Annotated in this window: 1 protein-coding gene; it reads right to left on the bottom strand. The window is 44.4% G+C overall.

From position 1 onward, the window contains the following. Positions 1-266, bottom strand: a 266-nt coding sequence (locus tag ETC27_RS18030; protein WP_136256071.1) for a hypothetical protein, incomplete at both ends; no start/stop codon positions are given.

Here is a 266-nt window from a genome sequence, read left to right as displayed (position 1 = left end):
AGTGGGTTTTGGCCAAGCGCCATTTCCCCATTTTCCATTGATGGTCCATCACCAATGATGTCGCCGGCTTCAACTTTATCACCAAGTTCAGCAAGTGGACGTTGGTTATATGAAGTTCCTGAGTTTGAACGACGGTACTTCATAATGTTATAGATATCAAGTTCACCTGATGTTCGACGTACACGGATTTCGTCAGCATCTACATATTCAACGGTACCATCATGTTTAGCGATCACAGCAGCACCTGAATCACGTGCTGTTTGATG

The organism is Onishia niordana, from assembly GCF_004798965.1.
GTDB classification, from domain to species: domain Bacteria; phylum Pseudomonadota; class Gammaproteobacteria; order Pseudomonadales; family Halomonadaceae; genus Onishia; species Onishia niordana.
Note: the sequence above shows the minus strand (reverse complement) of the source record. Positions and strands in the feature narration are given on the sequence as shown.